The sequence below is a fragment of the Massilia sp. Mn16-1_5 genome (assembly GCF_004798585.1).
Taxonomy (GTDB): Bacteria; Pseudomonadota; Gammaproteobacteria; order Burkholderiales; family Burkholderiaceae_D; genus Telluria.
In genome coordinates this window covers 288,049-299,676 of record NZ_PPXQ01000001.1, presented here as the reverse complement: position 1 = coordinate 299,676, position 11,628 = coordinate 288,049, and the positions used below count along the sequence as shown (strand labels likewise).

Below are 11,628 nucleotides of genomic sequence, written 5' to 3'. Positions count from 1 at the left end.
TGGAGCTGCCATTACGCCCGACGAACTGACACTGGAGAACGGCTTTGCCGCGCTGCCGCCGGCCTTCTATACGCGGCTGATGCCCACGCCCTTGCCGGCGCCCTATTTCGTTGCGGCCAGCAGCCGCGCGGCGGCACTGGTTGGGATCGCACCAAGCGCGCTCGAGCAGGCCGATTTCGTGGCCGCCTTCACCGGCAACCGGTTGCTGCCCGGCTCCGAACCGCTGGCTGCCGTGTATTCGGGCCACCAGTTCGGCGTCTGGGCCGGCCAGCTGGGCGACGGCCGCGCCATCCTGCTCGGCGAGCTCGACGGCCCTGAGGGCCGCATGGAACTGCAGCTGAAAGGCGCCGGCAAGACGCCCTACTCGCGCATGGGCGACGGCCGCGCCGTGTTGCGCTCCTCGATCCGCGAATTCCTCTGCTCCGAAGCCATGGCCGCGCTCGGCATTCCGACCACGCGCGCCCTGGTCGTGACCGGCTCGCACCAGCGCGTGATGCGCGAGAACATCGAGACCGCCGCCGTGGTCACGCGCATGGCGCCCTCGTTCGTCCGCTTCGGCTCCTTCGAACACTGGCACTACCGCGACAAGCCGGACGAGCTGAAAACGCTGGCCGACTACGTGATCGACGGTTTCTATCCCGAACTGCGCGACGTTGATAATCCCTACAAGGCGCTGCTGGCCGAAGTCACGAAACGGACGGCACGCATGATCGCCGCCTGGCAGTCGGTCGGCTTCATGCACGGCGTGATGAACACCGACAATATGTCGATCCTCGGCCTGACGCTGGACTACGGCCCCTTCGGCTTCATGGAAGCCTTCGACGTCAACCACATCTGCAACCACACCGACCAGGGCGGACGCTATTCGTATGCGAACCAGGTCGCGATCGGCCACTGGAACTGCTATGCGCTGGGCAACGCCCTGCTGCCGCTGATCGGCACGGTCGAGGCGGCCCAGGAAGCGCTCGACGTCTACATGCCGGTCTTCGAAGCGAAACTGGACGAGCTGCTGCACGCGAAGCTGGGCCTGAGCACCTATGACGCGGGCGACCGCGCCCTGTTCGACAGCCTGTTTACGATCATGCAAGGCAGCCACGTCGACTTCACGCTGCTGTTCCGGCGCCTGGGCGACCTGCGGGTGGACGCACCCGAAACTGACGCTCCGCTGCGCGACCTGTTCATCGATCGCGCCGCCTTCGACGACTGGGCCGTCCGCTACCGCGCCCGCCTGCGCCGGGAAAACAGCGTCGATGCCGAGCGCCGCGGCGCCATGAACCGGGTCAATCCGAAGTACGTCCTGCGAAACTATCTGGCCCAGCAGGCGATCGAACGGGCACAGAACGGCGATTATGGCGGCGTGCGCGAATTGCTGGCCGTGCTCGAGCAACCCTTTGACGAGCAGCCCGAACACGAGCACTATGCGGCACTGCCGCCGGACTGGGCGGCGCATCTCGAGGTCAGCTGCTCCTCCTGATTTTCTATAGAAAGACCATCATGACCGATAAAGTGACAAAAACCGACGCCGAATGGCGTGCCCAGCTCGACCCGATGGAATACCAGGTGACGCGCCACGCCGCCACCGAGCGCGCCTTCACGGGTAAATACTGGGACCACCACGAGCACGGCATCTACACCTGCGTCTGCTGCAATACGCCGCTGTTCGAATCCGACGCCAAGTTCGAGTCCGGCTGCGGCTGGCCCAGCTATTTCAAGGCGCTCGACCCCGACAACGTGATCGAGAAGGTCGACCGGTCGCACGGCATGGTGCGCACCGAGATCATCTGCGCCGTCTGCGACGCCCACCTCGGCCACGTCTTCCCGGACGGCCCGCCGCCGACCGGCCTGCGCTATTGCATCAATTCAGCCGCCCTGTCGTTCAAGGAAATCTGAGCACCATGAAATTTCTGTTCGACTTTTTCCCGCTGATCCTGTTCTTCGTCGTCTACAAGATCGGCAACGGCAACGAGGCCGCCGCATTGGCCATCGCCGAGCAATACCTGGGCGGCATGGTCTCGGGCGGCAAGATCCTGGCCGAGCAGGCGCCGACCATGCTCGCCACGGTCGTCGCCATCATCGCCACCGTCCTGCAGGTCGGCTACCTGCTGGCGCGCCGGCGCAAGGTGGACGGCATGCTGTGGGTCTCGCTGTTCGTGATCGTCGTCTTCGGCGGCATGACCATCTACCTGCACGACGAAACCTTCATCAAGTGGAAGCCGACCATCATCTACTGGATCTTCGCTGCCGCCCTGCTGGTGAGCCAGCTGTTCTTCGGCAAGAACCTGATGCGCAAGGCCATGGAAGAAGCCCTGCCCCTGCCGGACGCCCTGTGGCCGCGCGTCGGCTATACCTGGGTCGTCTTCCTGTTCCTGCTGGGCGCCCTGAACCTGCTGATGGCCTTTGTCATCTACCGCGACAACATGGCGGCCTGGGTCAACTTCAAGGTGTTCGGCATGACCGCGATCTTCTTCCTCTTCACCATCGCGCAGTCGATGCTCCTCATGAAGCACATCCCGCAGGAGGAAGCATGAGCCTGGATAACAAGACCGACCACCGCGTCGAACGCATCCAGGCAGCGCTGGAACAGGCCCTCGCGCCTACGCTGCTCGAGATTTCCGACGACTCGCACCTGCACGCCGGCCACGCCGGCGCAGCCTCGGGCGGCGGCCATTACAGCGTCAAAATCGTCTCGGAACGCTTCCAGGGACTGAGACTCGTCATGCGTCATCGACTGGTGTATGATGCCGTGGCCGATATGATGCGGGCCGAGATCCATGCCCTGGCGATCACGGCCTTGACGCCATCCGAACTGGACTGAGGCCGGTTCAGGATCGCTTAAGATTGATAACGCATCATTCGTATCGTATTGAAGAACTGCTCTGCAAAAAGAACTAATTCAAATCTCGTCCAAGCAACTCCCTCCACAGGAAATTCAATAATGACTTTTAAGCCAGCTCGTCTGCTGTTAGCCCTGATCGCCGTTATTTCGGTGCCAGCATTCGCCCAGAACATGGCCGTCGTGAACGGCAAGGCCATCCCGACCTCGCGCGTCGATGCCATCGTCAAGCAGGTTGTGGCCCAGGGCCAGGGCCAGGATTCGCCGCAACTGCGCGAAGCGATCAAGCGCGACCTGATCGCACGCGAAGTGCTGATGCAGGAAGCGATCAAGCAGGGCTACGACAAGAAGCCGGACGTCAAGCAAGCCCTCGACAGCGCCCGCCAGGCCATCGTCGTGAACCAGCTGGCGCGCGACTACATCGCCAAGAACCCGGTGACCGACGCCGAGATCAAGGCCGAGTACGACCGCTTCGCCAAGACCCAGGCAGGCGAGAAGGAATACCACCTGCGCCACATCCTGCTGGGCACCGAGGACGAAGCGAAAGCCGTGATCGCCAAGATCAAGGGCGGCGCCAAGTTCGAAGACCTGGCCAAGCAGAGCAAGGACACCGGTTCGGCTGCCAATGGCGGCGACCTCGACTGGGCTGCCCCATCGGCCTTCCCGCCTGAATTCGCGGCCGGCTTCACCAAGCTGAGCAAAGGCCAGGTCACCGACGCTCCGGTCAAGACCGGCGCCGGCTTCCACGTCATCAAGGTCGACGACGTGCGCGCAGTCAAGGTGCCGGCGATGGAAGAGATCAAGTCCCAGATCGCGGAAAGCCTCACCCAGAACAAACTGGCGGCTTACCAAGAGGAAATGGTCAAAAAGGCAAAGGTGCAGTAAGATAGTTTTTCACCGGCGCCGTCGCTGGCGCCGGTCATTCGTCGCCAGCGGGCGACTTTTCGAGTTTTTATAGGATCTGAACAATGATTTTGAAGCCAACCCGCCTGTTGCTCGCCATGTCCTTCATCGTGGCCGCACCTGTCTTCGCCCAAAACGTTGCGACCGTGAACGGCAAGCCGATCCCGGCGGCGCGGGTCGACCAGATGGTCAAGCAGGTCGTCGCCCAGGGCCGCGCGACGGACTCGCCGCAACTGCGCGAACTGATCAAGAAGGACCTGATCGGCCGCGAAGTGCTGATCCAGGAAGCCGACAAGCAGAACGTGGGTGCCCGTCCTGAAGTCAAGGCCGCCATCGACAACGCCCGCCAGAGCATCATCATCAACGCGATGCTGGCCGACTACGTCAAGAAGAACCCGGTGAAGGATGCCGAGATCAAGGCCGAGTACGACAAGGCGAAAGCCGGCGCACCGGACAAGGAATACCACGCTCGCCACATCCTGGTCGAGAAGGAAGAAGACGCGAAAGCCATCATCGCCAAGCTCAAGGGCGGCGCCAAGTTCGAAGAACTGGCCAAGCAGAGCAAGGACCCAGGCTCGGCTGCCCAGGGCGGCGACCTCGGCTGGACCGATCCTGGCCGCTTCGTGCCTGAGTTCTCGAAGGCCATGGTCGCCCTGCAAAAAGGCGCCATCACCGACACCCCGGTGAAGACCCAGTACGGCTACCACGTCATCAAGCTGGAAGAAACCCGTCCAGTGACCATCCCGCCGCTGGACCAGGTCAAGCAGCAGGTCGCGGAACAACTGCAACAGCGCAAGCTCGCCGAATACCGCGAGTCGCTGCTGAAGAAAGCCAAGATCCAGTAATCGGATCGGCCAGATGAGAAAAGGCGCTTCCGGGGAAGCGCCTTTTTTATTGCCGGGGCCGTAGGGTGGGCGCCCCGAGCCCACCGGACGCGTGCGCCGCGTTTGCGCGAACAAACGCGCATGCCTGTGCGCGGTGCTGGTGGGCACGGGGCGCCCACCCTACCTCTCGGCGATGTCAATCGCAGTGCTTGGGCGCTCCCGGATACGCACCATTGTTGTAGGTATCGAGCATCCCCGCCCAGGTCTTTTGCTGCGCGCACTCGCCCGGCCCGCAGGTCGAGGGCACGGTGCCGCTACGGAACCAGGTCGTGGCCGCATCGATCACGGACTGCACGCCGGCTGGGGCCGAAGCACCGGCGGCGCGGTTGAGGACGGCGGCGATGTACTGGTGCGCCAGGATGATGTAGCCGCTGCCGCGCGGCGGCGTGTCGAGGATCTGCTGCCAGGTCAGGCCCGAGGAGAAGAACAGCGCGGTCCGGCTGTATGGCGCCCTCCAGACCACGTTCGGCTTGTTGCCCCAGTAGCCCTGCGTGCGCACGCAGCCTTTCGGCGGGCAGCCGCAGGTGGCGCTCGGGGACACGGTCGCGCTTTCCGCGAACAGGGTGCGCAGCGTCGGATTGGTCAGCGAGTCCTGCACCTGTATCGTCAGCGCGCTGCGCAGCTCGCCCAGGGTCAGCGGCGGCCCCTCCACCGAATACGGCAGCACCAGCGTCTCTCCTGTCCGCGCCACCGGCGCGCCGACATTGGCCTTCAGCGCATCCTGGAAGCCCTCGCGCGAGGTCTGGTTCTGGATGCGGCCGTTGACCAGCACCTGTGCGCCGGCAGGCGCCGGCACCGTCACGACGCCCGAATAGCGCCATTGTCCGGTGGCGTCAATGCTGGTGACGTCGAGGGTCGCCGTGGCCGCCGGCGCCGTCTGCGCCATCGCATGGCCGGCGGACAGGCCGAATGCCAGTGCGACAGCGAGGACAGCCCAGGTGGATCGATACAGGGTGCTGAGCGTCATGGAGGTCTCCTTGGGTAGTCGGCGGGCTTGCCGCTTGGGACCATGATCGGGGAGAAACCCCGCCTGAGAATTGTGCAGGCTCAGCAAGGTAAGCGTTTGAATTTAAAGGAAGAAATGTTCGCCAAGGTCAATTTCTCTCCGCCAAATCCAATGAAAAACGCCTCCCGAAGGAGGCGTTCTGGTCAAGCGATCAACCGACCCATTTGCGCGCGTTGCGGAACATCCGCATCCACGGCGCATCGTCGCCCCAGCTCGGCGGCGCCCAGGAATGAACCGCCGTGCGGAACACGCGCTCGGCGTGCGGCATCATGGCCGTGAAGCGGCCATCCGGCGTGGTCACGGCCGTCAGGCCGCCCGGCGATCCGTTCGGGTTGAACGGATAGGTTTCGGTGGCCTGGCCGCGGTTGTCGACGTAGCGCAGCGACTGGACAACCTCGTCCAGATTGCCGGTCAGCGAGAAGTCGGCGAAGCCTTCGCCGTGGGCGATGGCCAGCGGCGCCTGGGTGCCCGCCATGCCGGCGAAGAAGATCGACGGCGAATCGAGCACCTCGACCATGCCGAAGCGCGCCTCGAACTGTTCCGACTTGTTGCGGGTGAACTTCGGCCAGGCGTGGGCGCCCGGGATGATCGGCTTCAGGTTGGCCAGCATCTGGCAGCCGTTGCACACGCCCAGGCCGAAGGTGTCCTGGCGCGCAAAGAAGGCCGCGAACTGGTCGGCCAGCCGGGCGTTGAACAGGATGGTCTTGGCCCAGCCTTCGCCCGCGCCCAGCACGTCGCCGTAGGAGAAGCCGCCGACTGCGATGACGCCATGGAAGTCGGCCAGGTTCGCGCGGCCCGCGATCAGGTCGCTCATGTGGACGTCGACCGCCGTGAAGCCGGCCTGGTGCATCGCCCAGGCGGTCTCGATGTGCGAGTTGACGCCCTGCTCGCGCAGGATGGCGACGCGCGGACGCACGCCGGTGGCAATGAAGGGCGCCGCGATGTTCTCGCTCGGGTCGAACGTCAGCTTCGGCGTGATGCCGGGGTCGGTTTCGTCGAGGAGACGATCGTATTCCTGGTCCGCGCAGTCTGGATTGTCGCGCAGGCGCGCGATGCGCCAGCTGGTTTCCGACCACAGGCGGTGCAGGCTGCTGCGCTTCTGGTTGTAGATGACCTTGGCGTCGCGCGTGAATTCGATCGCGCCGCGCTCGTTGACCTTGCCGATGATGTGGCTGCAGGCGCCCAGGCCCAGTTCGCGCAGCACGTTCATGACCTCGCGCTTGTCCCCCTCGCGCACCTGCATGACGGCGCCCAGCTCTTCCGCGAACAGCGCGCGCAGCGTCATCTCGTTGCGGCGCTCGCCCACTTGCGACGCCCAGTTCTTGGCGTCGCCCCAGTCGGAGGCGTGTTCGCCTTCCATGGTCAGGATGTCGAGGTTGACCGAGACACCGGCGCGGCCGGCGAAGGCCATCTCGCAGAGCGTCGCGAACAGGCCGCCGTCCGAACGGTCGTGGTAGGCCAGCAGCTTGCCCTCGTTGTTGAGACGCTGGACCGCTGCGAAGAAGGCCTTCAGGTCGTCCGGCGAATCGACGTCCGGCACCGAGTCGCCGAGCTGCTGGGTCACCTGCGCCAGCGCCGAGGCACCGAGGCGGTTCTTGCCGCGGCCGAGGTCGATCAGGACCAGGGCGGTGTCGCCCACGTCCGTGCGCAATTGTGGAGTCAAGGAACGCCGCACATCCGGCACCGGCGCGAAGCTGGAAACGATCAGCGAGACCGGCGAGATCACCGACTTGTTCTCGCCCTCGTCGTTCCAGGTGGTGCGCATCGACAGCGAATCCTTGCCGACCGGGATACTGATCCCCAGCGCCGGGCACAGCTCCATGCCGACCGCCTTGACGGTGTCGAACAGGGCCGCGTCCTGGCCCGGCTGGCCGCAGGCGGCCATCCAGTTGGCGGACAGCTTGATGTCTTCGATCGAGGCGATCGGGGCGGCCGCAATGTTGGTGATCGCCTCGCCCACGGCCATGCGGCCCGAGGCGGCGGCGTCGATCACGGCCAGCGGCGTGCGCTCGCCCATCGCCATCGCTTCGCCCTTGAAGCCTTCATAGCTCATCGCGGTGACGGCACAGTCGGCCACCGGCACCTGCCAGGGGCCGACCATCTGGTCGCGCACGGTCATGGCGCCGACCGAGCGGTCGCCGATCGTGATCAGGAAGGATTTGTCGGCCACGGTCGGCAGCAGCAGCACGCGGCGCGCCGCTTCTTCCAGTTCGATGCCGGTCAGGTCGACCTTCGGCAGCTCGCGCTTGACGTGCTCGACCTCGCGCAGCATCTTCGGCGGCTTGCCGAGCAGGACGTCCATCGGCATGTCGACGGGATTGTTCCCGGCCAGCTCGTCCACCACGCGCAACTGGCGCTCCTCGGTGGCGACGCCGATCACGGCGAAAGGCGAACGCTCGCGCTCGCACAGCGATGCAAACAAGCTCAGGCTTTCCGGCGCAATCGCCAATACATATCGCTCTTGCGACTCATTTGACCAAATTTCCTTCGGCGCCATGCCGGATTCTTCCAGCTGAATCTTGCGCAGGTCGAAAGTCGCGCCGCGCTTGGCGTCGTTGACGATCTCAGGGAAGGCGTTCGAGAGGCCGCCCGCGCCGACGTCGTGGATCGAGATGATCGGATTCTTCTCGCCCAGCTGCCAGCAGCCGTTGATGACTTCCTGGGCACGGCGTTCCATCTCCGGGTTGCCGCGCTGGACCGAGTCGAAGTCCAGGTCCGCCGTGTTGGTGCCGGTCGCCATCGAGGATGCGGCCGAGCCGCCCATGCCGATGCGCATGCCCGGGCCGCCCAACTGGATCAGCAGGCTGCCGGCCGGGATGTCGTTTTTAAACGTGTGCTGGTCGGCGATGTTGCCGATGCCGCCCGCGATCATGATCGGCTTGTGGTAGCCGTACACGCCGCCGGCCGCCTGCGCGTTCTGTTCGTAGGTGCGGAAGTAGCCGCCCAGGACCGGGCGGCCGAACTCGTTGCTGAAGGCGGCGCCGCCGAGCGGGCCGTCGATCATGATCTGCAGTGGGGAAGCGATGCGCTCCGGCTTGCCGTAGACAGGGGCGTCGGCCTTCTCGCCGGCCGCGGTGACGTCGGCCGCGTTCTCCCACGGACGCTGGGCATCCGGCAGCAGCAGGTTCGAGACCGTGAAGCCGGTGAGACCCGCTTTCGGCTTGGCGCCGCGGCCGGTCGCGCCCTCGTCGCGGATCTCGCCGCCGGCGCCGGTCGAGGCGCCCGGGAACGGGGAGATCGCGGTCGGGTGGTTGTGGGTCTCGACCTTCATCAGGGTATGGGTCAGCTCCGTGATCGGCGCATACTCGCCGTCCTGGCGCGGGAAGAAACGCGTCACCGTCGCGCCTTCCATGATCGAGGAGTTGTCGCTGTAGGCGACGACCGTACCCTTGGGCTGCAGCTGGTGCGTGTTCTTGATCATGCCGAACAGCGATTTGTCCTGTTTCACGCCGTCGATGATCCAGTCGGCGTTGAAGATCTTGTGGCGGCAGTGTTCGCTGTTGGCCTGGGCGAACATCATCAGTTCGACGTCGGTCGGGTTGCGCTGCGCCTTGGTGAAGGCATCGTCCAGGTAGTCGATCTCATCAAGCGACATAGCAAGACCCAGTTCCGTGTTCGCGCGCACCAGGGCGTCGCGGCCCTGCCCCAGCACGTCGATCGATTCGAGCGGCTTGCCTTCGAGTTCCTGGAACAGCTGCGCGGCGTCATCGGCATTGCGCAGCACCGTTTCCGTCATGCGGTCGTGCAGCAGCGCCGACACGTTCGCGAGCTCTTCATCGGAGAGCTTCTTCGGCGCGCCGAGGCTGCTGCCGAGGATGCCGCTCTTCAGTACGACCTTGTAGGCCACGCCGCGCTCGATGCGGTGCACGTGGGCTAGGCCGCAGTTGTGGGCGATGTCGGTCGCCTTCGAGGCCCAGGGCGAGATCGTGCCCAGGCGCGGGATCACGACGAACTCGACGGTGGAACCCTCGTACAGGGTCTCCGGGACCGGTTCGCCATAGGTCAGCATGGCGGTGAGCTTCTCCGTATCCTCGATCGACAGCGGCGCGCTGCTGTCGATGAAATGCACGAAGCGGGCCTGGACCGCGGCGATCGCGGGGGCGGCTGCTTGCAACTGGTTCAGGAGGCGTTGGCTACGAAATACAGACAGGGCGTTGGAACCCGGCAGAATCAACATGGCTGGAAGTCGGTTGATGCAGCGTGGCTGCGGGTGGAAGATAGCCCGCTATTATACAGGGTTGACAATATTGCCTGCGCATAGGGACCCTTTCAGTTGCCGCGCACTACGCTTGCCGGTATTGTAGCGATTCAGAACACGCGGCCCCGAGGCTGCCCACGAGAGAGACGATGCAAGAGAACAGCAACCTGTCGGTCCTGGTAATCGACCCCAATCCGGGCATGCGCAGCAACCTGCAGAACATGCTGAATCTGTCGGGGATCAGCAAGATCGAATACGCCATCAATGCCGGCACCGCGATCCGCCAGCTGACACGCCGCGCCTACGACATCGTCCTCTGCGAGTATGACCTGAGCAGTGGCTCCGACAACGGCCAGGACGGTCAGCAGCTGCTGGAAGACCTGCGCCACCACCGCCTGATCGCTCCCTGGGCGATCTTCATCATGCTGACTTCGGAAGCCGTGTACGGCAAGGTGATCGGCGCAGCCGAGCTGGCCCCGACCGACTACGTCCTGAAACCCTTCACGGCCGAGACGCTCGGCGCGCGCATCGCCCGCGCCATCGAGCGGCGCGCCGTGTTCCTGCCGACCTGGCAGCTGGTCGCGCAGGGCAATATGCAGGAAGCCATCCGCTCGGCCGCGGCCGCCGAGATCGCGCATCCGCGCCACGCGCTCGACTTCGCGCGCCTGCGCGCCGACCTGCACGTGGGCCTCAAGGAGCACGGCGAGGCTGAGCAGATCTACTGCAAGGTGCTCGACTTCAAGCCGCTCGGCTGGGCAGCCCTGGGCCTGGCCCGGGCCCAGTACGCGCAGGGCCGCATCGAGGATGCGCGCGAGACCCTGCAGATGCTGGTGGCCGCCAACCCGCGCCTGATGGCCGCCTACGATGTGCTGGCGCGCTGCCACGAGGCGCTCGGCAATGTCGCCCAGGCCCAGAAGATCCTCGAGGAAGCGGTGGCGATCTCGCCGCACATGGTGCGCCGCCTGCGCAAGCTCGGCGAAGTCGCACTGGAAGCGGGCGATGCCGCCGCGGCCGAGAAATCCTTCAAGCAGGTGGTCAGCAAGGCCCGCTACTCCGAATTCCGCGATCCCGAAGACCACCTGCGCCTCGCCAAGGCGCTGGTCAAGCGCGGCGACCTGCCCGGCGCGAGCGGCGTGGTGCGCGACCTCGAGCGCTCGATGCGGGCCAGCCCGGAAGTCGAGGCCTGCGTCGCGGTGGCCAACGCCGCCCTGCACGATGCCGCCGGCAACCGCGGCGCGGCGCTGGCCGACCTGCAAGGCGCGGTCGCGGCCGTGCGCGCCAGCAGCGGCCTCTCCACAAGCCTGAAACTGGGCCTGGTGCGCGCCTGCCTCGACCACCGCCTCGACAAGGGCGCGCAGGACGTCATGATGGCGGTGGTGAACGATCCCGAGAGCGGCGTCACCAGCCAGCACGCGCTGGAACTGTTCGCCCAGGCGGGCCGGCGCGACCTGGCGGACGGCGTCCAGCAACAGCTCAAGGCGCAAGCCCAGATCCTGCTCGGCGTCGCCGACGAGAAGCGCAACATGGGCGACGTGCGCGGCGCGGTGCAGACCCTGCTCGAAGCGTTGCACATGGCGCCGAACAACCTGCAGGTGATGATCGCCGTGGCCGGCGGCGTGCTGCGCCAGATTGCCGAACTGGGATGGGATCATCCGCTGGGCGAGCTGTGCTACGCCCAGCTGGAGAAGATACGGGCGATCGATGCGCAGCATCCAAGGCTGGAGCCGCTGGAGGAAGAGTACCTGGCGATGCGGCGCAAGTACGGTATCTCCGGATGACCCGTAGGGTGGGCGCCCCGTGCCCA

General features: G+C 65.3%; 9 protein-coding genes. 7 read left to right on the top strand and 2 right to left on the bottom strand.

Annotation, left to right across the window (positions count from 1 at the left end):
- Positions 1-79 precede the first annotated feature (79 nt).
- From C2862_RS01295 to C2862_RS01270, 6 genes are all read left to right on the top strand, one after another.
- Complete coding sequence (locus tag C2862_RS01295) at positions 80-1,474, top strand: YdiU family protein (RefSeq protein WP_373888236.1); 1,395 nt, start codon at positions 80-82, stop codon at positions 1,472-1,474.
- 20 nt (positions 1,475-1,494) lie between these two features.
- Positions 1,495-1,890, top strand: coding sequence for a peptide-methionine (R)-S-oxide reductase MsrB (gene msrB / locus C2862_RS01290; RefSeq protein ID WP_136218297.1), 396 nt, complete (start codon positions 1,495-1,497; stop codon positions 1,888-1,890).
- A 5-nt stretch (positions 1,891-1,895) separates the two neighbouring features.
- Complete coding sequence (locus C2862_RS01285; protein WP_136218296.1) at positions 1,896-2,528, top strand: septation protein A; 633 nt, start codon at positions 1,896-1,898, stop codon at positions 2,526-2,528.
- Positions 2,525-2,815: a BolA family transcriptional regulator gene (locus tag C2862_RS01280; RefSeq protein ID WP_136218295.1), complete on the top strand. Its 291-nt coding sequence runs from the start codon at positions 2,525-2,527 to the stop codon at positions 2,813-2,815. Before C2862_RS01285 ends, C2862_RS01280 begins: the two co-directional genes overlap by 4 nt.
- Before the next feature lie 120 nt (positions 2,816-2,935).
- Positions 2,936-3,718 (top strand): peptidylprolyl isomerase, encoded by a 783-nt coding sequence (locus tag C2862_RS01275; protein ID WP_136218294.1) that lies wholly within the window; start codon positions 2,936-2,938, stop codon positions 3,716-3,718.
- Positions 3,719-3,801: 83 nt separating this feature from the next.
- A complete protein-coding gene (locus tag C2862_RS01270; RefSeq protein ID WP_136218293.1) occupies positions 3,802-4,581 on the top strand; it encodes a peptidylprolyl isomerase in 780 nt (259 codons plus the stop codon).
- Between the two features lie 175 nt (positions 4,582-4,756).
- Here the strand turns inward: C2862_RS01270 and C2862_RS01265 are convergent, their stop codons facing one another.
- Positions 4,757-5,587 (bottom strand): hypothetical protein, encoded by an 831-nt coding sequence (locus C2862_RS01265; RefSeq protein ID WP_136218292.1) that lies wholly within the window; start codon positions 5,585-5,587, stop codon positions 4,757-4,759.
- A 190-nt stretch (positions 5,588-5,777) separates the two neighbouring features.
- Complete coding sequence (purL, locus tag C2862_RS01260; protein WP_136218291.1) at positions 5,778-9,803, bottom strand: phosphoribosylformylglycinamidine synthase; 4,026 nt, start codon at positions 9,801-9,803, stop codon at positions 5,778-5,780.
- Positions 9,804-9,973: 170 nt separating this feature from the next.
- Between purL and C2862_RS01255 the strand changes: the two genes are divergently transcribed.
- The gene (locus C2862_RS01255; protein WP_136218290.1) at positions 9,974-11,602 is read left to right on the top strand and encodes a tetratricopeptide repeat protein; all 1,629 of its coding nucleotides are present in this window, start codon (positions 9,974-9,976) and stop codon (positions 11,600-11,602) included.
- Positions 11,603-11,628 lie beyond the last annotated feature (26 nt).